Origin of the sequence: Pseudomonas sp. EL_65y_Pfl1_R83, assembly GCF_963970695.1 — a bacterium.
GTDB lineage: Bacteria > Pseudomonadota > Gammaproteobacteria > Pseudomonadales > Pseudomonadaceae > Aquipseudomonas > Aquipseudomonas tritici.
Window position 1 is genome coordinate 59,707 of record NZ_CAXAQI010000020.1, and the last position, 24,451, is coordinate 84,157.

The 24,451-nt window shown below is 57.5% G+C and carries 31 protein-coding genes; 6 read left to right on the plus strand and 25 right to left on the minus strand.

Annotated features, from left to right (window positions below; all coding sequences use genetic code 11):
• Positions 1–81 precede the first annotated feature (81 nt).
• Genes AACY08_RS23980 through AACY08_RS23995 form a run of 4 tightly spaced genes read left to right on the plus strand, consistent with a single transcriptional unit; the run spans position 82 to position 3,464 of the window.
• Positions 82–486, plus strand: coding sequence for a DUF72 domain-containing protein (locus tag AACY08_RS23980; RefSeq protein ID WP_339471690.1), 405 nt, complete (start codon positions 82–84; stop codon positions 484–486).
• Entirely contained in the window at positions 483–1,259 is a 777-nt protein-coding gene (locus AACY08_RS23985) for an endonuclease/exonuclease/phosphatase family protein (protein WP_339471691.1), read from the plus strand. Before AACY08_RS23980 ends, AACY08_RS23985 begins: the two co-directional genes overlap by 4 nt.
• Positions 1,256–2,518 (plus strand): cardiolipin synthase ClsB, encoded by a 1,263-nt coding sequence (clsB, locus tag AACY08_RS23990; protein ID WP_339457357.1) that lies wholly within the window; start codon positions 1,256–1,258, stop codon positions 2,516–2,518. The genes AACY08_RS23985 and clsB overlap by 4 nt, the downstream gene beginning before the upstream one ends.
• Positions 2,508–3,464: a lysylphosphatidylglycerol synthase domain-containing protein gene (locus tag AACY08_RS23995; RefSeq protein WP_339471692.1), complete on the plus strand. Its 957-nt coding sequence runs from the start codon at positions 2,508–2,510 to the stop codon at positions 3,462–3,464. Before clsB ends, AACY08_RS23995 begins: the two co-directional genes overlap by 11 nt.
• A gap of 43 nt (positions 3,465–3,507) precedes the next feature.
• On the opposite strand, the gene AACY08_RS24000 is transcribed toward AACY08_RS23995, so the two are convergent.
• The 3 genes from AACY08_RS24000 to AACY08_RS24010 all read right to left on the minus strand — a co-directional run bounded on the left by AACY08_RS24000 (position 3,508) and on the right by AACY08_RS24010 (position 6,493).
• On the minus strand, positions 3,508–4,263 hold the full coding sequence (locus AACY08_RS24000; protein ID WP_339417011.1) for an alpha/beta hydrolase family protein: 756 nt from the start codon (positions 4,261–4,263) through the stop codon (positions 3,508–3,510).
• Positions 4,253–5,362, minus strand: coding sequence for a DUF3182 family protein (locus tag AACY08_RS24005; protein ID WP_339471693.1), 1,110 nt, complete (start codon positions 5,360–5,362; stop codon positions 4,253–4,255). Before AACY08_RS24005 ends, AACY08_RS24000 begins: the two co-directional genes overlap by 11 nt.
• Before the next feature lie 171 nt (positions 5,363–5,533).
• On the minus strand, positions 5,534–6,493 hold the full coding sequence (locus AACY08_RS24010; protein WP_339471694.1) for a GlxA family transcriptional regulator: 960 nt from the start codon (positions 6,491–6,493) through the stop codon (positions 5,534–5,536).
• Positions 6,494–6,589: 96 nt separating this feature from the next.
• On the opposite strand from AACY08_RS24010, the gene AACY08_RS24015 reads away from it, so the two are divergent.
• Positions 6,590–7,153: a cysteine hydrolase family protein gene (locus AACY08_RS24015; protein WP_339417016.1), complete on the plus strand. Its 564-nt coding sequence runs from the start codon at positions 6,590–6,592 to the stop codon at positions 7,151–7,153.
• A gap of 21 nt (positions 7,154–7,174) precedes the next feature.
• On the opposite strand, the gene tam is transcribed toward AACY08_RS24015, so the two are convergent.
• The 3 genes from tam to AACY08_RS24030 all read right to left on the minus strand — a co-directional run bounded on the left by tam (position 7,175) and on the right by AACY08_RS24030 (position 10,385).
• A complete protein-coding gene (gene tam, locus AACY08_RS24020; RefSeq protein ID WP_339471704.1) occupies positions 7,175–7,936 on the minus strand; it encodes a trans-aconitate 2-methyltransferase in 762 nt (253 codons plus the stop codon).
• Between the two features lie 517 nt (positions 7,937–8,453).
• On the minus strand, positions 8,454–8,981 hold the full coding sequence (locus tag AACY08_RS24025) for a single-stranded DNA-binding protein (RefSeq protein ID WP_010467282.1): 528 nt from the start codon (positions 8,979–8,981) through the stop codon (positions 8,454–8,456).
• 9 nt (positions 8,982–8,990) lie between these two features.
• On the minus strand, positions 8,991–10,385 hold the full coding sequence (locus AACY08_RS24030; RefSeq protein WP_339471695.1) for an MFS transporter: 1,395 nt from the start codon (positions 10,383–10,385) through the stop codon (positions 8,991–8,993).
• Positions 10,386–10,563: 178 nt separating this feature from the next.
• Between AACY08_RS24030 and uvrA the strand changes: the two genes are divergently transcribed.
• Positions 10,564–13,398: an excinuclease ABC subunit UvrA gene (uvrA, locus tag AACY08_RS24035; protein WP_339471696.1), complete on the plus strand. Its 2,835-nt coding sequence runs from the start codon at positions 10,564–10,566 to the stop codon at positions 13,396–13,398.
• Between the two features lie 66 nt (positions 13,399–13,464).
• On the opposite strand, the gene bfr is transcribed toward uvrA, so the two are convergent.
• The 19 genes from bfr to rplN form a co-directional block, all read right to left on the minus strand.
• Positions 13,465–13,929, minus strand: coding sequence for a bacterioferritin (gene bfr, locus AACY08_RS24040; protein ID WP_015886133.1), 465 nt, complete (start codon positions 13,927–13,929; stop codon positions 13,465–13,467).
• Positions 13,930–14,084: 155 nt separating this feature from the next.
• The gene (locus tag AACY08_RS24045) at positions 14,085–15,533 is read right to left on the minus strand and encodes a catalase (protein WP_339471697.1); all 1,449 of its coding nucleotides are present in this window, start codon (positions 15,531–15,533) and stop codon (positions 14,085–14,087) included.
• Between the two features lie 236 nt (positions 15,534–15,769).
• A complete protein-coding gene (gene rplQ, locus AACY08_RS24050; protein ID WP_017135967.1) occupies positions 15,770–16,156 on the minus strand; it encodes a 50S ribosomal protein L17 in 387 nt (128 codons plus the stop codon).
• A 41-nt stretch (positions 16,157–16,197) separates the two neighbouring features.
• Positions 16,198–17,199, minus strand: coding sequence for a DNA-directed RNA polymerase subunit alpha (locus tag AACY08_RS24055; RefSeq protein ID WP_003176403.1), 1,002 nt, complete (start codon positions 17,197–17,199; stop codon positions 16,198–16,200).
• A 22-nt stretch (positions 17,200–17,221) separates the two neighbouring features.
• Positions 17,222–17,842, minus strand: coding sequence for a 30S ribosomal protein S4 (gene rpsD, locus AACY08_RS24060; protein WP_003210056.1), 621 nt, complete (start codon positions 17,840–17,842; stop codon positions 17,222–17,224).
• An 18-nt stretch (positions 17,843–17,860) separates the two neighbouring features.
• Positions 17,861–18,250: a 30S ribosomal protein S11 gene (rpsK, locus tag AACY08_RS24065; protein WP_002555466.1), complete on the minus strand. Its 390-nt coding sequence runs from the start codon at positions 18,248–18,250 to the stop codon at positions 17,861–17,863.
• 30 nt (positions 18,251–18,280) lie between these two features.
• The gene (gene rpsM / locus AACY08_RS24070; RefSeq protein WP_003210063.1) at positions 18,281–18,637 is read right to left on the minus strand and encodes a 30S ribosomal protein S13; all 357 of its coding nucleotides are present in this window, start codon (positions 18,635–18,637) and stop codon (positions 18,281–18,283) included.
• Between the two features lie 129 nt (positions 18,638–18,766).
• Positions 18,767–18,883 (minus strand): 50S ribosomal protein L36, encoded by a 117-nt coding sequence (gene rpmJ / locus AACY08_RS24075; RefSeq protein WP_002555468.1) that lies wholly within the window; start codon positions 18,881–18,883, stop codon positions 18,767–18,769.
• Positions 18,884–18,911: 28 nt separating this feature from the next.
• Positions 18,912–20,240: a preprotein translocase subunit SecY gene (gene secY / locus AACY08_RS24080; RefSeq protein ID WP_003176406.1), complete on the minus strand. Its 1,329-nt coding sequence runs from the start codon at positions 20,238–20,240 to the stop codon at positions 18,912–18,914.
• A complete protein-coding gene (gene rplO, locus AACY08_RS24085) occupies positions 20,241–20,678 on the minus strand; it encodes a 50S ribosomal protein L15 (RefSeq protein WP_003176407.1) in 438 nt (145 codons plus the stop codon).
• 3 nt (positions 20,679–20,681) lie between these two features.
• A complete protein-coding gene (gene rpmD / locus AACY08_RS24090; protein WP_003176408.1) occupies positions 20,682–20,858 on the minus strand; it encodes a 50S ribosomal protein L30 in 177 nt (58 codons plus the stop codon).
• Between the two features lie 2 nt (positions 20,859–20,860).
• On the minus strand, positions 20,861–21,361 hold the full coding sequence (rpsE, locus tag AACY08_RS24095; RefSeq protein WP_003176409.1) for a 30S ribosomal protein S5: 501 nt from the start codon (positions 21,359–21,361) through the stop codon (positions 20,861–20,863).
• Positions 21,362–21,364: 3 nt separating this feature from the next.
• On the minus strand, positions 21,365–21,715 hold the full coding sequence (gene rplR, locus AACY08_RS24100) for a 50S ribosomal protein L18 (protein WP_003176410.1): 351 nt from the start codon (positions 21,713–21,715) through the stop codon (positions 21,365–21,367).
• Positions 21,716–21,725: 10 nt separating this feature from the next.
• Positions 21,726–22,259, minus strand: coding sequence for a 50S ribosomal protein L6 (gene rplF / locus AACY08_RS24105; protein WP_003176412.1), 534 nt, complete (start codon positions 22,257–22,259; stop codon positions 21,726–21,728).
• 12 nt (positions 22,260–22,271) lie between these two features.
• Complete coding sequence (gene rpsH, locus AACY08_RS24110; protein WP_003176413.1) at positions 22,272–22,664, minus strand: 30S ribosomal protein S8; 393 nt, start codon at positions 22,662–22,664, stop codon at positions 22,272–22,274.
• Between the two features lie 208 nt (positions 22,665–22,872).
• Entirely contained in the window at positions 22,873–23,178 is a 306-nt protein-coding gene (gene rpsN / locus AACY08_RS24115; RefSeq protein ID WP_003176414.1) for a 30S ribosomal protein S14, read from the minus strand.
• A gap of 13 nt (positions 23,179–23,191) precedes the next feature.
• Complete coding sequence (gene rplE / locus AACY08_RS24120) at positions 23,192–23,731, minus strand: 50S ribosomal protein L5 (RefSeq protein WP_003176415.1); 540 nt, start codon at positions 23,729–23,731, stop codon at positions 23,192–23,194.
• Positions 23,732–23,751: 20 nt separating this feature from the next.
• Entirely contained in the window at positions 23,752–24,066 is a 315-nt protein-coding gene (gene rplX / locus AACY08_RS24125; RefSeq protein ID WP_003176416.1) for a 50S ribosomal protein L24, read from the minus strand.
• Positions 24,067–24,077: 11 nt separating this feature from the next.
• Positions 24,078–24,446 (minus strand): 50S ribosomal protein L14, encoded by a 369-nt coding sequence (rplN, locus tag AACY08_RS24130; RefSeq protein ID WP_002555479.1) that lies wholly within the window; start codon positions 24,444–24,446, stop codon positions 24,078–24,080.
• Positions 24,447–24,451: the final 5 nt, after the last annotated feature.

The following is a 24,451-nucleotide window of genomic DNA, read 5'->3' on the forward strand; positions in this document are numbered from 1 at the left end:
TAAGGCGCTGGAAACTTTCTCGCAAATCCCACAGTCATCCCTCCATGGAGGTCATTCGACCCATTAACCACGGGAGCAACCATGTCCGCGATTCATATCGGCATTTCCGGCTGGCGCTACACGCCTTGGCGGGGGGACTTCTACCCCGAGGGCCTGACCCAGAAACGTGAGTTGCAGTTTGCGTCACGGGCGGTCAACAGCATTGAGATCAATGGTTCGTTCTACGCGCTGCAACCGTCGCAGCGCTATGCCCAATGGTACGCCGATACGCCAGACCGGATCGAGTGCTGGCGCCACGGCAAACAACCGTCAGACGCCCACCTGATCGACCAGAAACGCAAGCAGCGCGACGTGTTCTGCTTCTTCGACAACGACATCAAGGTGCGCGCGCCCTTCGATGCGCGCCAATTGCTACAGCGCTTCGAGCTGGATAAAGCAATGACCACTGAGCCCGGCAAACTACCAGAATCGAGAGTGCTGCCATGACTCATCCGGAATTGATTCCCGTGACGCCCACCGCGGCCATCACGCGCTTCACCGTGCTGACGGTCAATATCCACAAGGGTTTCACTGCCTTGAATCGACGCTTCATCCTGCCAGAGCTGCGTGAAGCGGTGCGCGGCGTGGGCGCCGACATGGTGTTCCTGCAAGAAATTCACGGCACCCATGAGCGTCACCCCCAGCGCTTCAGCGACTGGCCGAACATGCCGCAGTACGAGTTCCTCGCTGACAGCATCTGGCCGCAGTTTGCTTACGGGCGCAATGCGGTCTACCCCCACGGCGATCACGGCAATGCGTTGCTGTCGAAATTCCAGATCGTGCGCTACGACAACCTCGATATCTCGCAAAGCGGCCATGAAAACCGTGGCCTTTTGCATTGCGTGATGCGCCTGCCGGGCACCGGTCAAGAGGTGCATGCGATCTGCATTCACTTGGGGCTGCGCGAAGTGCACCGCCAGCAGCAATTGCGCTTGATCGAACAGCGCATCAGCGAAATTCCTGCCGACGCGCCGCTGGTGGTTGCCGGTGATTTCAACGATTGGCGCCAAAAGGCCGACCTGAGCCAGAGCGGCCTAAAAGAAGTATTCATCGAAACCCAGGGCAAACCCGCGCGCACCTTCCCGGCGCGCTTGCCTCTGCTGCCGCTGGACCGGATTTATGTGCGCAATTTGAAGGTGCATAACCCCCGAGTGCTGACGACACGGCCCTGGTCCCATCTATCAGACCATGTCCCCCTGTCAGTGGAGATTGAGCTATGAACGTCGCCGTAGAACATATTTCCACCGACCAGCCGCCGGACCAAGCCAAGGCACGTGACTTGGATTACGGCTGGCAGAGTGGCAACCAGGTCCAATTGCTGGAGAACGGCGAAGCGTACTTCCCTGAGGTGTTCACTGCACTGCGCGAAGCCCGGCGCGAGATTCTGCTGGAGACCTTCATTCTCTTCGAAGACAAAGTGGGCCATGAGCTGCATGGCATCCTGATCGAGGCGGCGCGCCGTGGGGTCAACGTAGTGGTCAGCCTGGATGGCTTTGGCTGTGGCGAACTGAGCCCGTCGTTTCTCGGCGAGTTGGCCGCGGCCGGCGTCGCGGTGCAGATGTTCGACCCCGCGCCAAAGACCCTGGGCATTCGCACCAATTGGTTTCGCCGCCTGCACCGCAAAATCGTGGTAGTGGACGCGGAGGTGGCATTCATCGGCGGAATCAATTTCTCCGCCGACCACCTGGGCGATTACGGTCCCGAGGCCAAGCAGGATTACGCGGTGAAGGTGATCGGCCCGGCGGTAGCGGACTTGCATCATTTCGCCTTGGCCCAAAGCGGTCGCCAAGTACGCACGCGGCGCGGTTGGCGACGACGCCAGCAGCGGCCGCAGATCTGGTCGACCGATAAGGGCGATGGCCAGGTGCGCCTGATTTACCGCGACAACGCGCAGCATCGCGATGACATCGAAGAAGCGTATATCCACGCCTTGAGCAAAGCCCAGACACGCGCGGTGATCGCCAACGCCTACTTCTTCCCAGGCTACCGCCTGCTGCGGGAAATCCGCAACGCCGCGCGCCGTGGCGTGCACGTGCAATTGATCATGCAGGGCCAGCCCGATGTACTGCTGGCCAAGCTGGCGGCGCGCATGCTCTACGACTACTTGCTCAAGGACGGCGTGGTGATCCACGAGTATTGCCAGCGCCCACTGCACGGCAAAGTCGCACTGGTGGATGACGAATGGAGCACGGTGGGGTCGAGCAATCTGGACCCATTGAGCTTGTCGCTGAACCTGGAAGCCAACGTGTTGATTCGCGACCGTGCGTTCAATCAACAGCTGTATGAACGACTGGAAGCCCTGGCAAAAAACCACTGCCAGACCATGCCGGAAAAACGCAAGCCGCGCCTGTGGCTGTGGCGTTTGACCGTGGGTTTCCTGGTGTTCCATGTGATGCGCCACTTTCCTGCACTCACCGGCTGGTTGCCCGCGCACAAGCCGCGTTTGAAACCTTTTGAGGCTCAGCGCCATGACGTCTGAAACCAAAGGCTCGCGGTTCAAACGCTGGAAGAAGCCGCTGACCATCGTCTTCTTCTTGCTGCTGATTGCGCTGTTCACCCTGCTCGCGCGGCGCATCGATTGGAGCGAAGTGGTTCAGACCCTGGGCGACTTCAAGGTGCGCACGCTGGTGATCGCCAGCGCACTGACGTTATGCAGCTTTCTGGTCTACGCCAGCTTTGACCTGATCGGCCGCACGTACATTCGCCAGCCCCTGGGGTGGCGGCAAATCCTGCCGGTGGGGATCATCAGCTATGCCTTCAACCTCAACTTGAGCGCCTGGGTGGGCGGCATCGCCATGCGCTATCGACTGTATTCGCGCTTGGGGGTGAGCACAGGCAATATCGCCAAGATCCTCGGTCTGAGCCTGGCGACCAATTGGTTTGGCTATATGGCGATAGCCGGCGTGGTTTTCAGCAGCGGCCTGGTCACGATGCCACCGGGCTGGAAGGTCAGCACCACGGCATTGCAAGGCATTGGCGCGTTGTTGGTAGTGGCCAGCCTGGGTTACCTGGTGGCCTGCCAGTTTTCGAAAAAGCGTGCGTGGACGATTCGCGGCATGGAAATCAACCTGCCGTCGCTGCGTATGGCGTGTTTGCAACTGATGTTGGGCGCGTTGAACTGGTCGCTGATGGCGGCGGTGATTTTCACGTTGCTGCCGGCCAAACTGGATTATCCGCTGGTGTTGGGGGTGTTGCTGATCAGCGCGATTGCTGGCGTGCTCACCCACATCCCGGCTGGGCTTGGGGTGCTGGAGGCGGTGTTTATCGCGCTGTTGCAGCATGAAGCGTCGCGGGGCAGTTTGCTGGCGGGGTTGATTGCGTATCGGGCGATCTACTTCATCTTGCCGCTGCTGATCGCGCTGGTGATGTACCTTGGCGTAGAGGCCAAGGCCAAGGCGTTGCGGGTGAAGAAAGCACCGGCTTAAGACTGTAGTGACTGCTCGCGAAGGCGGCCTAAAGAGCACCCTATTATTGAGACTGGATAATGCTCAACCGCTCACCCACCACCATCTCGGTAATCCAGTCCACCAGGATTGAGGTGTACGCCTGCTGAGACACCGGGTCGCTGAGCGAGTGGTCGGCACCATCGATGATGCGATGAGTCAGGGAATGGGTCTGCTGGCACGCCGCGCGGTAACTCATGATGGTGGCGTGGGGCACGTGGGCATCGGTTTGCGACTCAACGATCAGCACATCACCGGTAAACGCAGAACAAGCGTGCAAGGCGCGATTGGTTTCGGCGTGGACCCGCGTGCTGCGGTAATCCATCAGGTCGGCCTTATCCAGATCACGCTTGGGTTTGAGCCATTCCTGGTCGCGGTACAGCGCCGGCACGCGCAGCGCCAGCCAGCGCACCGGGCGCAGTGAGGTGAGAATTGCCGCGAGGTAGCCGCCGTAACTGGTGCCCACCACCGCCACCGCCGAGGTGTCGATGGCCGGGTGGGACAGCAGTCGATCATAGGCCGCCAGCAGGTCGCGCAGGTTGTCTTCGCGGGTGACGCGAGACAGCGGAATGCCAGTGGCGGCATGGCCGCGCAGGTCGAAGGTGAGGCACACACAGCCCAAGCCGGCGATGCCTTTGGCTCGTTCAAGATCACGCTCTTGGCTACCGCCCCAGCCGTGCACAAACAACACGCCAGGTACTTTGGATTTGGGGCTCAGGAAGGTGCCGCTCATCTGTTCGTCGTCGATGTCGATCGCAATGCTTTCGCTTCTAGCCGTCATAAGATTTAACCGTCACGTACTTGAGAAGAAAGGCGCTGTTTTGCGCCGGGCCGCGATACACCTCAATGGCATCAGCCGGCAAGGGTTGGTCCGCGTAGGCTTCCACAGAGGACACACGGATCGCACGCAGGCCGGGGTTGTTGATAAAACTCTGCAACGCTGCGACTTCCGCGCTGCTGGCCCCGCCCATGCGCCAGGATTGTTCGAGCACGCCGCTGCGGCGTTGGCCGTCGCTGTCCAGGCCCTGAGCGATGTCGTAGTTGCGCCGCGATGCGTAGAAGCCGGGATAGGCTTCATCGGCGGCCGCGTCGAACACCTGTGCTTGTTCGATGGCTTCGCGAACGTCGTCGGGCAGTTCGAGTTGCAGCAGGGTTTCGTAGCCACCCGGCACCGCCAACAGGTCGGAGCCGCCGTAGACGTCTTCGCCCTGCCCGTCTTTCGTCAGGGATTGCTCGCCGCAGTAGCTGAACACGTGATCGCCGATGAAGCTTTGGCCGACGCTGTGGGTGATCACGTCCTGCAGGTCTTGCTCCAACACCACACCATCGCTGAAGAGCTTCGCGGCCTCAGGCCGAGCCAGCACGGCTTCGAACTCATCGAGACTGTGGATAACTTCCTGGCCTCGGCCGGCGCAGGCCTGCACGGGTTTCAGGCGAATGGGTCCGCTGTACAGCAAGCGCGTGGCAGCGGGCCGGGCGTCTTCCAGCGCGAAGACGCTCAAACCATCCAGCACGACGTTTCGCACACGTTCGCAGAATAGCGCTGACCAACCTTCGGGCGCTTTGGCTTCAGGCCCGAGCAGACCATGGCTGATGGCTTTGGTGCAGATGAAGTCGTGGTCGACGTAACCGCCCCACACATCCTCAGGCCCCTTGATATTGAGCGCACGCGCCTGGGCTGCACCGACCAGGGTTTGCGTGGGCAGCAGGTAAAGTGATCGTCCCGCATGCAGAGCGGGGTCGTAGCTGCCACCGAATTTTAGCCCGAGAATCTGCGCCAGCCAGCGCGCCAGGGTGCGGTTGGTTTCGATCTCATGCAGAGGGGCGCCTTCACGTGTGGAGTGAGCGACGACCAGCTTCTTGCGTTGAGTCGGGGTCATGCGTCCCCCTTGGCCTTGCCGCCATGTGTGTGCAAGAGAGGTTGCAGGGATCAGGCCAAGGCGCTTTCGGGGCGGATGGTTGAGAAATCAAGCAGTTGCCGAAAAACCGATGGCATTTGGCCTGCTCCATTCTGCACGACAGCGCGTCGGCGTCGCGGCGTTCTGCACGATTCAGACGCCAAAACGGTTGCGGTAATCGCTGGGCGCCAGGCCGGTGATCTTCTTGAAGGTGGCGCGGAAGGCGCTGGGGTCCTGATAGCCCACGGTCCACGCGATGTGATCAATGGTGCCGTTGGTAAACTCGAGCATCTGCCGAGCCTTGCCCACGCGCAGATGCTGACAGTATTCGGTGGGTTTCAAACCGGTGGCGTTGCGAAAGCGCCGTAGGAATGTGCGCTCCTCCAAGCCGGCCTCCAGTGCCATCGCCGCCACGGAAACATCCACTGCACCGCTGGCCTGCAACCAGTGCTGAACCTTGAGAATGGCACCGTCACCGTGGCCAAGAATCGGCGCGAAGTTACTGCCGCACTGGCTGGCGCTGTCACTGTGCTCGATCACCAGGAAACGCGCGGTATCCGCCGCAATGCTGGGGCCCATCAAGCGATCGACCAGGCGCAGGCCGAGTTCGGACCAGGCCATTAAGCCAGCGGTGGTAATCAGGTCGCCGTCATCAACGATGGGTTTATCCGCTTCAAGGCGCACGGCCGGGTAACGCGCGGCGAAGGATTTGGCGGAAGACCAATGGGTGGTGGCGCTGCGCCCATCGAGCAATCCGCTGCGCGCGAGCATGATCGAACCAATGCAGACGCCACCCAGTACGGTACCTGCCGCATGTTGCCGGCGAAGCCATTCCAGTAGTGCAGGCGGCGCTTGTTCTTCGGTGAACTCACCAATCGACGGGGGCACCAGTACGGCCATCATGGGTTGATCAGGGCCGGGGTGGCTATCGAATACGCGTACCGTTTCACCGGTAGCCTCCACCTGCCAATGGCTGATCCGCAAGAGCGGCAACTGTGCGCACTGGTGCTCGGCGGCGATGCGGTTGGCGACGCCGAACAGGTCAGTCAGGCCGTGCACGGCCGCCATCTGCGCCCCCTGGTAGATCAACACGCCCAGCTCAACAACGACCATTGTCAGTTTTCCCCCTGTTATTGTCGGTGCAGCCAATCCCAAGTGCAGGCGCCAGCTAAGATACTGGGCCCATCAACCCATCACGAGGCAACACACATGGCCAAGCAAGCGCTCATCCTAATCGATATCCAGAACGACTACTTCCCTCAAGGCAAGTGGCCACTCGACGGCGTCGAAGCCGCAGCGGACAAGGCCGTGCAGGTGTTGCAGGCGTTTCGCCAGGCGGGCGATGCGGTGATTCATGTGCGTCATGAGTTCACGTCTGAGGACGCGCCGTTCTTCACACCGGGCTCCGAGGGTGCGCATCTGCATACCAAAGTGCTGAACGAAGACAATGAGCCGGTGGTGCTTAAACATTTTGTGAATTCGTTCCGCGAGACCAACCTGCGCGCGCTGCTGGAACAACGCAGCATCACCGAACTGGTGGTGGTCGGCAGCATGAGCCATATGTGTATCGATGCGGTGGTGCGGGCGGCGGCGGACCTGGGCTACAAGGTCACGGTCATTCATGACGCGTGTGCGACCCGGGACCTGGAGTTCAATGGCCAGGTGATCCCGGCTGCGCAGGTGCATGGGGCGTATATGGCGTCGCTGGCATTCGGGTATGCGGGCGTGGTGTCGGCAAATGAGTATTTGAAGGCGCAAGCGGCGGCGGCATAACCGCCACGTGTCTTGGCGAAGTTAGCGGGTAGCGATAATGAACAGGCGCGGAAAAGGCAGCAGCACGGTGCCATCGGCCAGGGCTGGGTAAGCCTGGGTAATCCGCGCCTGGTACTCCTGCAGGAAGGCAGCCCTTTCGCGATCGGTCAACGGAGCCAGGAAGGGTCTTAGGGCCGAGGCCTTGAACCACTCCACCACCGCAGCGTGATCCGCCAGCGGGTGCTGATAGGTGGTGCGCCACACATCGACGGTGCTGCAATGGTTGCTCAGCAGCTCGTAGTAGTAGCTCGCGGCGTGGCGTTCATTGTGTTTGACCGCGCCGATCTTGGCAGACCACGGGCCATCAGCGGCAACTTCACGGGCAAGTCGGTGGGCAGGCTCATCGAGGTTGTCCGGCGTTTGCACCGCCAGCGTGCCAGCGGGTGTCAGTTGGTGGACCAAGTGCGGGTAAAGCGTGGCGTGGTCAGGCAGCCATTGCAGCGAAGCGTTGGCCAGGATCACATCGAAAGTCTTCGCGGGGCTCCAGGCGCCGATGTCCGCCAGTTCGAAGTTCAGCGCCGGTAGCCGTTGGCGTGCATCGACCAGCATGTCGTCGGAGCTGTCCATGCCGGTAACGTGCGCATGCGGGAAGCGCTCGGCCAGCACCTCGGTAGAATTGCCGGGGCCGCAGCCCAGGTCGACAGCCGTGCGCACCTCGGTATTCGGAATGGCCGCGACCAGGTCGCGGACGGGACGGGTGCGTTGTTGTTCAAACATCGTGTATTGCTTGGCTGACCAGGTCATCGCGGCTTCCTTCTGTTTGAGGTTGGCCACAGCCTAACTCTTGTAAGCGCTGAGGACATATCCCGGGGTTGACGAGCCCCTTGGTCCGTTTTCGCGAAAACAGCCTCTGCGGTATAAAGCGTTTATAGTCTCGAGCACGTTAAAGATGATATGCCTCTTTTTTGCCGCAATGATGCTCTCCTTGTTTATCATTTCTCGAGTCGTGTATTGGGTCGAACGGCGAAACTACCCACAGGGGTACCCACTCCAAGCGGACCTTGAACCACCCTTGCTGGAAAATATCAGGGCAATGCTCAGCATTGTGGTCAAAGGCAAGAAACATCGAATATCCACATCATTGTTCGACTGGGGGAAACCCATCTTGCTGACCGGCAAGAAAGCCAAACGACGCTCTGTGGGTGATTGGATTCGATAGCCTCATGCTCAGGATGTGCCTGCGCCCAATAAAAAGCCCCAAGAGCTTGCGCCTCGGGGCTTTCAGGATAAAACTTTACACCAAGTATCTGAGCCGTAACCCCTAGAACGGAATATCGTCATCAAAGCTGTCGAAATCCGGTGCCGGTTGCGGAGCAGCCTGCTGTGGAGGCGGCGCCTGGCGCGACTGTTGCGGTGCCGACTGCTGCGGACGCGGAGCCTGCTGGCGTGGGGCCGGGGCGGACTGCTGGTAGTTATTGCCCCCGCCTTGTTGGTCGCCCTGCTGTGGACGGCCGCCCAGCAGTTGCATGGTGCCTTGCATGTCGACCACGATTTCAGTGGTGTAACGCTTGATGCCGTCTTTTTCCCACTCACGGGTTTGCAGCTTGCCTTCGATGTAGACCTGCGAACCTTTGCGCAGGTACTCACCGGCGATTTCAGCCACTTTGCCAAACATCGACACACGGTGCCACTCGGTTTTCTCGACCTTCTGGCCGGTCTGCTTGTCGGTCCACTGCTCGCTGGTCGCCAGACTCAGGTTGGTCACGGCGTTACCGTTAGGCAAGTAGCGAACTTCGGGATCCTGGCCGCATGTACCGACCAATATGACTTTGTTAACCCCACGGGCCATAACGTTCTCCTAGGCTGGGCGCGCTGTCGGCACTGGGTTGACCAGTTGCTCAAGCGTCGCGCGATCCAATAATTCGGTGTCCAATTTGATGTAAATGGCCGCTTCTTCAGCGACCACGACTGCATCTGTTACTCCAACAACGGCCTTAAGGCGCTCTACCAGGCCAGCGTCACGAATGGCTTCGGGCGACAACGGCAGGCGCAGGCTTGTGACGTATGGAGGTTCGCGCATGGTAACAGCAAAGGCCAGCCAAAGTGCAGCCAGCCCGGCGCATCCAAGGAACACAACCGACAAACCGCCATGCTGGAACATCCAGCCACCCATGATGCCGCCCAGTGCAGAACCCAGGAACTGGCTGGTGGAATACACCCCCATGGCCGTCCCTTTGCCACCGGCCGGTGAAACCTTACTGATCAGCGAAGGCAATGAAGCCTCCAGCAGGTTGAACGCGGTGAAAAATACCACCGTGCCGATTACCAGCGCCCGCAGGCTGTCGCCGAACTGCCAGAAGAATAGCTCAGTGAGCATCAACGTCGCGACGGCGCCCAAGAGAACTCGTTTCATTTTGCGTTTCTTCTCGCCATAGATGATGAACGGGATCATGGCGAAGAACGAAATCAACAGCGCGGTGAGGTAGACCCACCAGTGCTGTTCCTTGGGTAGCCCGGCTTTTTCCACCAGCGCCAGGGGCAAGGCGACGAAGCTGCACATGAGCATGGCGTGTAATACGAAGATACCTAAATCCAGGCGCAGCAGGTCGGGATGTTTGAGCGTCGGCAATAACGCCTTGCGCGCGACGCCCGACTCGCGGTGCTGCAACGCACCGGTGGAGCGCGGCACCATAAAGGCAACGATCACGATACCGAACAGCGCCATGCCGCCGGTGACCAGAAACAGCCCGTGCAAGCCGAACGCGCGTGTCAGCAGGGGGCCGACGACCATGGCCACGGCAAACGACAGGCCGATGGTCATGCCGATCATGGCCATGGCCTTGGTGCGGTGTTGTTCACGGGTCAGGTCTGATAGCAGCGCCATGACCGCGGCGGAAATCGCACCGGCCCCTTGCAGGATGCGTCCGGCAATCACGCCCCATATCGAATCCGATTGCGCCGCGAGCACACTGCCGAGAGCGAACACGATCAGACCCAGATAGATCACCGGACGGCGGCCGATGCGGTCAGAAATGATCCCGAACGGAATCTGAAAAATCGCTTGGGTCAGGCCATAGGCGCCAATGGCCAGGCCGATCAATGCCGGGGTCGCGCCTGGGAGGTCCATCCCATAGGTCGCCAGCACCGGCAACACCATAAACATGCCCAGCATACGGAAGGCGAACACCAGGGCAAGACCGCTTGCCGCCCGGGTCTCGCCGCTACTCATGCGTTCGCTGTGGGGATCGTGCATGGAAAAACCTCGTGTGAACCGGCGGCGATTCTACCAGTCCCATCGATTGAGAGGGTATATGCGGCGCTTTGCCGCGCAGCTTTCATCTAAGGCTGCAAGCGGCCTTTTGGCAGTGTATATTCATCCAGTCTTTAGCCGTATACTCCGGCATTATTTACGCCCGCCGTGCGAGGCCATCTTGGACAAGATCCTGATTCGTGGGGCTAGAACCCACAACCTGAAGAACATCGACCTGACCCTGCCACGGGACAAACTGATTGTCATCACCGGCTTGTCCGGGTCCGGCAAATCGTCGCTGGCGTTTGACACGCTGTATGCCGAGGGCCAGCGTCGCTATGTGGAATCGCTGTCGGCCTATGCCCGCCAGTTCCTGTCGATGATGGAAAAGCCCGACGTCGACACCATTGAAGGCCTGTCGCCGGCCATTTCCATCGAGCAAAAATCGACTTCCCATAACCCGCGCTCCACCGTGGGCACCATTACTGAAATCTACGACTACCTGCGTCTGCTGTACGCACGCGTGGGTATTCCGCGTTGCCCGGACCACGATATTCCCCTGGAAGCCCAGACCGTGAGCCAAATGGTCGACTTGGTGCTCGCCCAGCCGGAAGGCGCCAAGCTCATGCTGCTGGCACCGGTGATTCGTGAGCGCAAGGGCGAACACCTTTCCGTCTTCGAAGAACTGCGTGCGCAAGGCTTTGTGCGGGCGCGAATCAACGGCAAGCTCTACGAGCTGGACGAAGCGCCGAAGCTCGACAAGCAGAAGAAGCACTCGATTGATGTGGTAGTCGACCGCTTCAAGGTACGGGCAGACCTGCAGCAGCGCCTTGCGGAGTCCTTCGAAACCGCGTTGAAGCTGGCCGACGGCATTGCCCTGGTGGCCCCGATGGATGACGAGCCGGGCGAAGAGATCATCTTCTCCGCGCGCTTTGCTTGCCCGATCTGCGGGCACGCCATCAGTGAGCTGGAACCCAAGCTGTTCTCCTTCAACAACCCGGCCGGCGCGTGCCCGACCTGTGATGGCCTGGGGGTGAAGCAGTTCTTCGACATCAAGCGTCTGGTCAACGGTGACTTGACCCTGGCGGAGGGCGCGATACGTGGCTGGGACAGGCGTAACGTTTACTACTTCCAAATGTTGGGGTCGTTGGCGTCGCATTATAAATTCAGCCTGGAAGTGCCATTCAACCAACTGCCGGCGGACCAACAGAAGGTCATCCTCCACGGCAGTGGTTCGCAGAATGTCGACTTCAAGTACTTGAATGACCGTGGCGATATCGTCAAGCGCTCGCACCCGTTCGAAGGCATCGTGCCGAACCTTGAGCGTCGCTACCGCGAGACTGAATCGGCCAGCGTGCGCGAAGAGTTGGCAAAATTCCTCAGCACGCAGCCTTGCCCGGATTGCCGTGGCACTCGCCTGCGTCGAGAGGCGCGGCATGTGTGGGTGGGCGAGAAGACATTGCCTGCGGTGACCAACCTGCCCATCGGTGATGCCTGCGAATACTTTGGTGTGCTCAAGTTGACCGGTCGCCGTGGGGAAATCGCCGACAAGATCCTCAAGGAAATTCGCGAGCGGTTGCAGTTCCTGGTCAACGTTGGCCTGGATTACCTGTCGCTGGATCGAAGTGCCGACACCTTGTCTGGTGGTGAAGCCCAGCGAATTCGCTTGGCCAGCCAGATTGGCGCCGGGCTCGTGGGGGTGCTGTACATCCTCGATGAACCGTCGATTGGCTTGCACCAACGCGACAACGATCGCCTGCTGGGCACGCTGAAACACCTTCGGGACATCGGGAACACGGTGATCGTGGTCGAGCACGATGAAGATGCGATTCGCCTGGCGGATTACGTGGTTGATATTGGCCCAGGCGCGGGTGTGCATGGCGGGCATATTGTCGCCGAAGGTACGCCTGCAGAAGTCATGGCCCATCCGGACTCGCTGACCGGCAAGTACTTGTCTGGCCGTGTGAAAATTGCCGTGCCGGCCAAACGTACACCGCGCAACAAGAAGCAGGCGCTGCACCTCAAGGGCGCGCGCGGCAACAACTTGCGCAATGTCGACCTGGAAATTCCGCTGGGCCTGCTGACCTGCGTGACCGGTGTTTCCGGCTCGGGCAAATCAACGCTGATCAACAACACGCTGTTCCCCTTGAGTGCCACCGCCTTGAACGGCGCGACGACTCTGGAAGCGGCTGCTCACGACAGCATCAAGGGTTTGGAGCTGCTGGACAAAGTCGTCGATATCGACCAGAGCCCTATTGGCCGCACGCCGCGTTCCAACCCGGCGACCTACACCGGGTTATTTACACCCATTCGTGAGTTGTTTGCTGGCGTTCCGGAGTCCCGCTCGCGGGGTTATGGGCCGGGCCGGTTCTCGTTCAACGTCAAGGGCGGTCGCTGTGAAGCGTGCCAAGGCGATGGCTTGATCAAGGTGGAGATGCACTTCCTGCCGGACATTTACGTGCCGTGCGATGTGTGCAAGAGCAAGCGCTATAACCGCGAGACCCTGGAGATCAAATACAAGGGCAAAAGCATCCACGAAACCCTGGAGATGACCATCGAGGAAGCACGGGTGTTCTTTGACGCGGTTCCGGCGTTGGCGCGCAAGCTGCAGACACTGATGGATGTAGGCCTGTCGTATATCAAGCTGGGTCAATCGGCGACCACGTTGTCCGGTGGTGAGGCGCAACGGGTGAAGCTGTCCCGCGAGTTGTCCAAGCGCGACACCGGCAAGACCCTGTACATCCTCGATGAGCCGACCACCGGCCTGCATTTTGCGGATATACAGCAACTGTTGGACGTGTTGCACCGCCTGCGCGACCACGGCAACACCGTGGTAGTGATCGAGCACAACCTGGATGTGATCAAGACCGCCGACTGGTTGGTCGACTTGGGGCCTGAAGGTGGCTCGAAGGGTGGTCAGATCATCGCGGTAGGCACACCGGAGCAAGTTTCCGAAATGCCTCAGTCACACACGGGCTTCTACTTGAAGCCGTTACTGGAGCGCGACCGGGCCTGAGTTTTTCGGGCCCAATGAAAAGCCCCTGTCACGTTGCGGTGAGAGGGGCTTTTTTGTAGCCGGGAATCAGAACTGCGATTGCAGGTAATTCTCCAAGCCGACCAGCTTGATCAGGCCCAACTGCTTTTCAAGCCAATAGGTATGATCTTCTTCGGTGTCATTCAACTGAACCCGCAGGATTTCCCGGGTGACATAGTCATTATGCTGCTCACAGAGCTCGATGCCTTTGCAGAGCGCGGCACGGACCTTGTACTCGAGGCGCAGGTCGGCAGCGAGCATGTCAGGTACCGTGGTGCCCACGTCCAGATCATCGGGACGCATACGTGGCGTGCCTTCGAGCATGAGGATACGGCGCATCAGTGCGTCGGCGTGCTGTGCCTCTTCTTCCATCTCATGGTTGATACGCTCGTAGAGCTCGGTAAAGCCCCAGTCTTCGTACATGCGCGAATGGATGAAATATTGGTCACGAGCAGCCAGTTCGCCCGTCAGCAACGTGTTGAGGTAATCGATTACGTCGGGGTGACCTTGCATCGCCCTACATCTCCCTGCTTGAAAGTCTGTAGTTTGAACCATGATGACCCGGAGGTCACGGGATCAACGGCAGAAAAGTGAAGATTTCCCGAGAAAAGTGGCTGAAATAACGCAAAAACCGCCCAATTGAGGGCGGTTCTGCTTATCGTTTAGAGTTAGTTAAGCGATACACCCAGTGCCTTTGCGATTGCTTCTCCATAAGCAGGATCTGCTTTGTAGAAATGTTGCAACTGGCGCTGAACCACATCACTGGAAACGCCACCCATCGCACCGGCGATGTTGTTGGTGAGCAACGCTTTCTGCTCATCGTTCATCAGGCGGAACAGTGCACCTGCGTGGCTGTAGTAATCGGTGTCTTCCCGGTGATCATAACGGTCAGCAGCACCGCTCAATGCCAACGCAGGCTCTGCGTATTGGGGTGCCTGCTTCGGTGCGTCTGCGTAGCTGTTCGGCTCATAATTGGGCGCCGCACCACCGTTGCTGCCAAATGCCATCGAACCATCACGCTGATAGCTGTTCACCTGGTTACGCGGGGCATTCACCGGCAGTTGCTGGTGATTGGTGCCGACGCGGTAACGGTGAGCATCTGCGTATGCGAACACACGACCTTGCAGCATACGGTCTGGCGACAGACCTACACCTGGCACCATGTTGCTCGGGCCGAACGCAGCCTGCTCCACTTCAGCGAAGTAGTTCTGCGGATTGCGGTTGAGTTCGAGCTCGCCAACTTCGATTAACGGGAACTCCTTCTGCGACCAGGTCTTGGTCACGTCAAAGGGGTTCTCGTAGTGGGCATTAGCCTGGGCCTCCGTCATGATCTGGATGCAGACCCGCCATTTCGGGAAATCACCGCGCTCAATCGCGCCGAACAGATCGCGTTGGGCGTAATCCGGGTCGGTACCGGCCAGGCGCGCGGCCTCAGCCGGCGCCAAGTTCTTGATGCCCTGCTTAGTCTTGTAGTGCCACTTCACCCAGTGGCGCTCGCCATTGGCGTTAATCAGGCTGTAGGTGTGACTGCCGAAGCCGTGCATGTGGCGATAGCCGTCAGGGATGCCACGGTCCGAAAACAGAATGGTGACCTGGTGCAGTGCTTCCGGAGAGTGCGACCAGAAGTCCCACATCATCTGAGCGCTTTTGAGATTGCTTTGCGGCAGGCGCTTCTGGGTGTGGATGAAGTCCGGAAACTTTAAAGGATCGCGAATGAAGAACACTGGGGTGTTGTTACCGACGATGTCCCAGTTGCCTTCTTCGGTGTAGAACTTCAAGGCGAAGCCGCGTGGATCGCGCTCGGTATCAGCCGAACCGCGCTCACCACCAACGGTGGAAAAGCGCAAGAAGGTCGGGGTTTGCTTGCCAACAGACTCAAACAACTTGGCACTGGTGTATTGGGTAATGTCTTGAGTAACCGTAAAGGTACCGAAGGCACCCGAACCTTTCGCGTGCACGCGACGCTCCGGAATGTTTTCACGGTTGAAGTGCGCGAGCTTCTCGATCAGGTGGAAATCGTCGAGCAGCAATGGGCCACGTGGACCGGCGGAACGGGAATTCTGATTGTCCGCAACGGGCGCGCCGCTGGCGGTAGTAAGGATTTTATTCTGGCTCATGCAATCTTCCTCAGGTCGGACTTGGAACTGCCGGCTAGTCGGCTTGGAAGGAGTATTGATCATCGCTATGAAGCCATCAAATTCATTAAATTGTCGGCATCGATAGAAAATAACTAACAACATCCCCAGCACGCATAGTGCCGAGCACAGCCCGTGAACGCTTGTACAAATCGCGCTTTTATTAAGCACACAAAAAACCGGGCACTAGGCCCGGTTCTTCGTTACAACTTGTCGTCTTACTCAGCGCTTACAGCTTCGCCGGCAGTAGCACGATCAACCAACTCGACGTACGCCATTGGCGCGTTGTCGCCAGTGCGGAAACCGCACTTGAGGATGCGCAGGTAGCCACCCTCACGGGTAGCGTAACGCTTGCCCAGGTCGTTGAAGAGCTTACCAACGATAGCTTTCGAACGAGTACGGTCGAAAACCAAACGGCGGTTAGCCAGGCTGTCTGTCTTAGCCAAAGTGATCAGCGGCTCAGCAACGCGACGCAGTTCTTTAGCTTTTGGCAGTGTAGTTTTGATCAGCTCGTGCTCGAACAGCGACACCGCCATGTTTTGAAACATGGCCTTGCGGTGCGAGCTGGTACGGCTCAGGTGACGACCACTTTTACGATGACGCATGGTTCATTCCTTACCAAACTCACGTTCGGTGATTACGACGATCAGGCAGTCGCCTTGTCGTCCTTCTTAAGACTTGCAGGCGGCCAGTTGTCGAGGCGCATGCCGAGGGACAGACCGCGGGAGGCCAGAACGTCCTTGATTTCAGTCAAGGATTTCTTGCCGAGGTTCGGAGTCTTCAACAGTTCTACTTCGGTGCGCTGAATCAGGTCACCGATGTAGTAAATGTTTTCCGCCTTAAGGCAGTTAGCCGAACGTACAGTCAGTTCCAGATCGTCAACCGGGCGAAGCAGGATCGGATCGATCTCGTCTTCCTGCTCGATTACCACTGGTTCGCTGTCACCTTTGAGGTCGACGAACGCAGCCAACTGCTGTTGCAGAATGGTTGCAGCGCGGCGTATAGCCTCTTCAGGATCGAGAGTACCGTTGGTTTCCAGATCAATAACCAGCTTGTCCAGGTTAGTACGCTGCTCGACACGGGCGTTTTCCACCACGTATGCGATACGGCGAACCGGGCTGAACGAAGAGTCAAGCTGCAAGCGACCAATGCTGCGGCTTTCATCTTCATCGCTCTGACGCGAGTCGGCCGGTTCATAACCACGACCACGAGCTACAGTGAGCTTCATGTTCAGGGCGCCGTTAGACGCCAGGTTAGCGATTACGTGATCGGGATTAACGATCTCGACATCATGATCCAGCTGAATATCGGCAGCGGTAACCACCCCCGAACCCTTCTTCGACAAGGTCAGCGTAACTTCGTCACGGCCGTGCAGCTTGATAGCCAGACCTTTAAGGTTCAACAGGATTTCAATTACGTCTTCCTGTACACCTTCGATGGCGCTGTACTCGTGGAGCACACCGTCAATCTCGGCCTCGACTACTGCACAGCCGGGCATTGAGGACAACAGGATGCGGCGCAGCGCGTTGCCCAGGGTGTGGCCAAAACCACGCTCGAGAGGCTCGAGCGTGATCTTGGCGCGGGTTGGACTGACAACCTGCACATCAATGTGGCGGGGTGTCAGGAACTCATTTACCGAAATCTGCATGGATGCACCTATTTTCTAGCCCTTACTTGGAGTAGAGCTCGACAATCAGGCTTTCGTTGATGTCGGCGGACAGATCACTGCGAGCAGGAACGTTCTTGAAAACGCCCGACTTCTTCTCAGTGTCTACTTCTACCCATTCTACGCGGCCACGTTGGGCACACAGATCGAGAGCTTGGACAATGCGAAGTTGGTTTTTTGCTTTCTCGCGAATCGCGACCACGTCACCAGCACGAACCTGGTAGGACGGGACGTTAACGGTTTGGCCGTTTACGCTGACGGATTTGTGCGATACCAGCTGACGGGATTCGGCGCGAGTCGAACCAAAGCCCATACGGTATACAACGTTGTCCAGACGGCATTCGAGCAGTTGCAGCAGGTTTTCACCGGTTGCACCTTTCTTGCCAGCAGCTTCTTTGTAGTAGCCGCTGAATTGACGCTCGAGAACGCCGTAGATACGACGGACCTTCTGCTTTTCACGCAGTTGGGTGCCGTAATCGGACTGGCGACCGCGGCGTTGACCGTGGATACCAGGTGCTGCTTCAATGTTGCACTTCGATTCGATCGCGCGCACGCCGCTCTTCAAGAAGAGATCAGTGCCTTCACGACGAGCGAGTTTGCATTTTGGACCAATGTAACGAGCCATTCTTTACAATCTCCTGGATTACACGCGGCGCTTCTTCGGCGGACGGCACCCGTTGTGCGGGATTGGCGTCACGTCGGTGATGCTGGCGATCTTATAGCCACAGCCGTTCAAAGCACGGACAGCAGACTCACGACCTGGACCTGGACCTTTGACGTTAACGTCAAGGTTTTTCAGGCCGTATTCCAGCGCAGCTTGACCAGCACGTTCAGCAGCTACTTGAGCAGCGAACGGGGTGGACTTGCGGGAACCGCGGAAACCCGAACCACCGGAGGTAGCCCAAGAAAGCGCGTTACCTTGACGGTCGGTGATGGTCACGATTGTGTTGTTAAAAGAAGCATGGATGTGGGCGATGCCATCAACCACTGTCTTTTTAACTTTTTTACGAGGACGAGCAGCAGGTTTAGCCATGATAATTTTCCTGTCGATTCGCGTGGGCGATTACTTGCGGATCGGCTTACGCGGACCTTTACGGGTACGCGCGTTAGTCTTGGTACGCTGACCGCGTACTGGAAGACCACGACGATGACGCAGACCACGGTAGCAACCGAGGTCCATCAAACGCTTGATTTTCATGTTGATTTCGCGACGCAGGTCACCTTCAGTGGTGAACTTCGCCACTTCGCCACGCAACAGCTCAATCTGCTCGTCGCTCAGATCTTTGATCTTTGCGGCTGGGTTTACCCCAGTGTCTGCGCAAATTTTCTGCGCAGTAGTGCGACCAACACCATAGATGTAGGTCAGCGAGATAACAGTGTGCTTGTTATCTGGAATGTTAACGCCTGCAATACGGGCCATTCAGTGGGACTCCAATTGACAGCTACCTACGCCCCGGAAGCCAAGAAATAGGGCGCGAGATAATATCGCTGTAATAACAAATAATCAACCCGGCAGCGCACTAGCTGCCGGGCTTCAAGCGGATCACACTCAGCCTTGGCGCTGTTTGTGACGCGGTTCCGCGCTGCAAATTACTCGAACAACACCTTCGCGGCGAATAATCTTGCAGTTACGGCACAGCTTTTTCACCGATGCACGAACTTTCATCACCAACTCCTCGAACCTTATGGGGTACTCAGCGCAACATGCCGCTGCCGTAGCCCTTCAGGTTGGCTTTCTTCATCAGGGATTCGTACTGGTGCGAAACGAGGTGCGATTGTACTTGGGACATGAAGTCCATCACAACCACGACCACGATCAGCAACGAGGTCCCGCCAAGGTAGAACGGAACGTTTGCTGCAACCACCAGGAACTGGGGAAGCAAGCACACGGCCGTCATATATAGAGCACCGAACAGGGTCAAACGGGTCAGAACGCCATCAATGTAGCGTGCAGACTGCTCACCTGGACGGATGCCCGGAATAAAGGCACCGGACTTCTTCAGGTTTTCCGCTACGTCTTTCGGATTGAACATCAACGCCGTATAGAAGAAGCAGAAGAAAATAATCCCTGCACTAAACAGCAGAATATTCAACGGCTGACCAGGAGCGATCGACTGAGAGAGGTCCTGCAGCCAGCCCATATTTTCAGACTGACCAAACCAGGTACCCAACGAAGCCGGAAACAGCAAAATGCTGCTCGCGAAAATCGCCGGAATAACACCGGCCATATTCACTTTCAGCGGCAAGTGGCTGGTCTGCGCAGCAAAAACCTTACGGCCCTGCTGACGCTTGGCGTAATGAACAGCAATACGACGCTGACCACGCTCAATGAACACCACAAAACCGATAATCGCTACTGCCAGCAAACCGATGGCAACCAAAGCGAAAATATTGATATCACCCTGACGTGCAGACTCGAAAGACTGCCCAATTGCTCTCGGAAGACCGGCGACGATACCTGCGAAAATCAACATCGAGATACCGTTACCAACACCACGCTCAGTAATCTGCTCACCCAGCCACATCATGAACATCGCACCAGCCACAAACGTGGATACCGCGACGAAATGGAAGCCAAAGTCACCAGTGAACGCAACACCCTGCCCGGCCAGACCAACGGACATGCCGATAGCTTGAACCAAGGCGAGGATGACAGTGCCGTAGCGGGTGTACTGGCTAATCTTGCGACGGCCAGCTTCACCTTCCTTCTTCAACTGCTCCAGCTGCGGGCTGACGGCGGTCATCAGTTGCATGATGATCGATGCCGAAATATACGGCATGATCCCCAGTGCAAAGATGCTCATCCGCTCCAGCGCGCCGCCGGAAAACATGTTGAACAAGCTAAGAATGGTCCCCTCATTCTGTCGAAACAGGTCTGCGAGTCGGTCCGGGTTGATACCTGGAACCGGGATGTGTGCGCCTATTCGGTAGACGATAATCGCCAGGAACAGAAAACGCAGACGAGCCCAGAGTTCAGACATACCGCCTTTGCCGAGCGCTGAGAGAGCACCTTGCTTAGCCATTTATTCCTCGAACTTGCCGCCAGCTGCTTCGATAGCCGAACGCGCACCTTTGGTGGCGCCGATTCCCTTGCCGATAGTGACAGCGCGAGTCACTTCACCGGACAGCATGATTTTCACACGCTGTACGTTGACGTTGATCACGTTGGCATCTTTCAGGGTCTGCACAGTAACGATATCGCCTTCCACTTTGGCCAGCTCGGACAAGCGCACTTCTGCGCGGTCCATGGCTTTCAGGGATACGAAACCGAACTTAGGCAGGCGACGATGCAGCGGCTGTTGACCGCCTTCAAAGCCCGGAGCGATGGTGCCACCGGAGCGGGAGGTTTGACCTTTGTGGCCACGGCCACCAGTCTTACCCAAACCGCTACCGATACCACGGCCCGGACGATGCTTTTCGCGACGGGAACCCGGCGCTGGACTCAGATCATTGAGTTTCATCGATTAACCCTCTACACGCAGCATGTAGTAAGCCTTGTTGATCATCCCGCGATTCTCGGGAGTATCCTGGACTTCTACAGTGTGACCGATGCGACGCAGACCCAGACCTTTAACGCACAGTTTGTGGTTAGGGATGCGGCCGGTCATGCTTTTGATCAGCGTTACTTTTACGGTAGCCATGATCAGAAGATCTCCTTCACAGTCAGACCACGCTTCGCAGCGATGGACTCAGGAGATTGCATAGCTTTCAAACCTTTGAAAGTGGCGTGAACCACGTTTACCGGGTTAGTCGAGCCGTAGCACTTGGCCAGAACGTTCTGAACCCCAGCAACTTCGAGGACAGCACGCATAGCGCCGCCAGCGATGATACCGGTACCTTCAGAGGCAGGCTGCATGTACACCTTCGAAGCGCCATGGGCGGACTTCATTGCGTACTGCAGCGTGGTGCCGTTCAGATCAACTTGGATCATGTTGCGACGAGCAGCTTCCATTGCCTTCTGGATCGCGGCAGGCACTTCACGTGACTTGCCACGGCCGAAGCCAACACGCCCTTTACCATCACCAACCACGGTCAACGCGGTGAAAGTGAAGATACGGCCGCCTTTAACGGTTTTGGCTACGCGGTTAACTTGAACCAGCTTCTCAATGTAGCCTTCGTCGCGCTTTTGGTCGTTATTTGACATAACTTAGAACTCCAGCCCAGCTTCACGAGCAGCATCAGCCAGCGCTTTCACGCGACCGTGGTACTTGAAGCCAGAGCGGTCGAAAGCCACTTGCGAGACGCCAGCGGCCTTAGCACGCGTAGCGACCAGCTGGCCAACCTTAGTGGCCGCGTCGATGTTGCCGGTGGCACCATCACGCAGTTCTTTATCCAAAGTCGAGGCGCTTGCCAGGACTTGGTTGCCGTCGGCCGAGATGACCTGGGCGTAGATGTGCTGCGACGAGCGGTACACGCAGAGACGCACGACTTCGAGTTCGTGCATTTTCAGGCGTGCTTTGCGAGCGCGACGCAGTCGAGTAACTTTTTTGTCGGTCATTTGCTATGCCCTACTTCTTCTTGGCTTCTTTACGACGGACGACTTCGTCCGCGTAGCGCACACCTTTGCCTTTGTACGGCTCTGGTGGACGGAAGTCGCGGATCTCAGCGGCCACCTGACCTACCAGCTGCTTATCGATGCCCTTGATCAGGATATCGGTTTGGCTAGGGGTCTCAGCGGTGATGCCTTCCGGCAGTTCGTAATCCACTGGGTGCGAGAAGCCAAGGGCCAGGTTCAAAACCGTGCCTTTTGCTTGCGCTTTGTAACCAACACCGACCAGCTGGAGCTTACGCTCGAAGCCTTGGCTTACGCCTTGGACCATGTTGTTTACCAACGCACGCGTGGTACCGGCCATTGCGCGAGTTTGTTGATCGCCATTGCGAGCAGCGAAACGCAGCTCACCAGCTTCTTCAACGATCTCAACGGACGAATGGATGTTCAGTTCAAGAGTGCCCTTGGCACCCTTCACCGAAAGCTGTTGGCCTGCGAATTTTACTTCGACACCGGCTGGCAGCTTAACGGGGTTCTTAGCGACGCGAGACATGCTTATCCCCCCTTAGAACACAGTGCAAAGAACTTCGCCGCCGACACCGGCAGCGCGCGCAGCACGATCCGTCATCACACCTTTGTTGGTGGAGACGATAGACACGCCCAGACCGCCACGAACTTTCGGCAGATCTTCAGCGGACTTGTACTGACGCAGGCCTGGACGGCTAACGCGCTTCACTTCCTCGATGACCGAACGGCCTTCGAAGTACTTCAGCTCGATGGACAGCAGTGGTTTGATTTCGCTGCTGATCTGATAACCCGCAATGTAACCTTCGTCTTTCAGGACTTTGGCAACAGCTACCTTCAACTTGGAAGATGGCATGCTTACGACGGACTTTTCAGCCATCTGGGCATTACGGATACGAGTTAGCATGTCCGCTAACGGGTCCTGCATACTCATGGGCTAGACGCTCCTAATACAAAAAAATTAGCCTTGCGGCTACATATGTCGCCGAGAATCTCCGGGCATAAATAACACGGGCTCAGGCGAGCCGCGTATTTTAAACACACTCCAGAAATGAAACAAGCCCCAAAAGGGGCTTGTTCCAGATTCAAGGTCACCGGCGGTCAATATCTTGCGATACCGACCACCTGGACGCTGAAAGTACTTACCAGCTGGCTTTAACCAGACCTGGTACGTCACCACGCATTGCCGCTTCACGCAGTTTGTTACGGCCAAGGCCGAACTTGCGGTAAACGCCGTGTGGACGACCGGTCAGGCGGCAGCGGTTACGCATGCGCGAAGCGCTTGCGTCACGTGGCTGCTTCTGCAGAGCAACTGTAGCTTCCCAACGTGCTTCTGGACTTGCGTTCAGATCAACGATGATTGCTTTCAGTGCTGCACGCTTCTTGGCGTACTTGGCAACCGTGAGCTGACGCTTCAGCTCGCGGTTTTTCATGCTCATCTTGGCCATGGTCCTACTCCAATCAGTTGCGGAACGGGAATTTGAAAGCACGCAACAGGGCGCGACCTTCATCATCGTTCTTGGCAGTGGTGGTCAGGGTGATGTCCAGACCGCGGAGAGCATCGATCTTGTCGTAGTCGATTTCCGGGAAGATGATCTGCTCTTTCACGCCCATGCTGTAGTTACCACGACCATCGAAGGACTTGGCATTCAGGCCGCGGAAGTCGCGAACCCGAGGCAGGGAGATCGACAGCAGACGATCCAGGAATTCATACATACGCTCACGGCGCAGAGTCACTTTGACGCCGATCGGCCAACCTTCACGGACTTTAAAGCCAGCGATGGATTTCCGAGCGTAAGTCACAACGACTTTTTGACCGGTGATCTTTTCCAGGTCAGCAACGGCGTGTTCGATGACTTTTTTGTCGCCGACCGCTTCGCCCAGACCCATGTTCAGGGTGATTTTGGTAACGCGTGGAACTTCCATCACGTTCGAAAGCTTAAGTTCTTCCTTAAGTTTCGGTGCGATTTCTTTCCAGTAAATCTCTTTTAGTCGTGCCATGGTCTTCTACCTAGCAGTGTTCAAGCATCAACCGCTTTTTGGGTCGACTTGAAGACACGAATTTTCTTGCCATCTTCTACTTTGAAACCAACGCGGTCAGCCTTGTTGGTTTCACCGTTGAAAATGGCGACGTTAGAAGCGTCCAGCGGAGCTTCTTTCTCGACGATACCGCCTTGTACGCCCGACATCGGGTTAGGCTTGGTATGACGCTTAACCAGGTTCAGACCACCGATAACCAGACGGTTATTAGCGAGAACCTTAAGCACCTTACCGCGCTTACCTTTGTCTTTGCCGGCGATCACGATGATCTCGTCGTCACGACGAATCTTTTGCATGTCGGATCTCCTTACAGCACTTCTGGGGCGAGCGAGACGATCTTCATGAACTTCTCAGTACGAAGTTCACGGGTCACTGGCCCAAAGATACGGGTGCCGATCGGCTCTTGCTTGTTGTTCAGAAGAACAGCAGCGTTGCCATCAAAGCGGATAATGGAGCCATCAGCACGACGTACGCCGTGACGAGTGCGGACTACAACAGCAGTCATCACTTGGCCTTTCTTCACCTTACCGCGAGGAATTGCTTCCTTCACGGTAACTTTGATGATGTCACCGATACCAGCGTAACGACGATGGGAGCCACCCAGCACCTTGATGCACATAACACGGCGGGCGCCGCTGTTATCGGCCACATCGAGCATGGATTGAGTCTGAATCATATAAT